Genomic DNA, 621 nt, shown 5'->3' with positions numbered 1-621 from the left:
ATTGCCACGACGCGCGATCGCCTGACGACGGTGCCGTCCTCGCCCAATGCATGTCGCCCAAAAGTGGCCCCGGTTTTGGGAGAACGACATGCATAAAAACAAGGACCTAAAGCGCGTCGCCTGGATCCGTTCAAACGCGACGCGCTTTAGAACTTCGTCACCACTCCAATACCAATCCCCTCGAAGCCGCCCATCGCCATCAAGGCCGCGGGCGCCTCGTCGAGACTGATTCTCTTGCCGACCAGCAGTTCGGGCTTCAGCTTGCCGTTGCGGATCATGTCCATCATCGCCTGGTAGCGATAGGCCTGCATGCCGTGGCTGCCGAGGATTTCGAGCTCGAAGGCGATCACCTTGTCCATCGGCACCTGCGGCCGGGCATGTTCGCCCAGCATCAGGCCGACCTGCACATGGCGGCCGCGCCGGCGCAGATTGGATATCGAATTGAACGAGGTGGTGGGGTGGCCGAGCGCGTCCATCGACATGTGCGCGCCGCCATTGGTGATCTGCTTGACCGCCTTGACCACGTTCGGCGTCGTAGATGCATTGATGGTGGCGACGGCGCCGATCTTTTTGGCGAAATCCAGTTTCTCGTCGGTGAGATCGATGGCGATGACATTGGCG

The 621-nt window shown here is 60.7% G+C and carries 1 protein-coding gene; it reads right to left on the bottom strand.

The features are described 5' to 3' along the window. Positions 1-146: 146 nt before the first annotated feature. Positions 147-621, bottom strand: a 475-nt coding sequence (locus tag EOC06_RS38285; protein ID WP_164899050.1) for a zinc-binding dehydrogenase, incomplete at its 5' end; no start/stop codon positions are given.

Source organism: Mesorhizobium sp. M7A.F.Ca.MR.362.00.0.0, assembly GCF_004023175.1.
Classification (GTDB): domain Bacteria; phylum Pseudomonadota; class Alphaproteobacteria; order Rhizobiales; family Rhizobiaceae; genus Mesorhizobium.
This window is presented reverse-complemented; position numbering and strand designations above follow the sequence as displayed.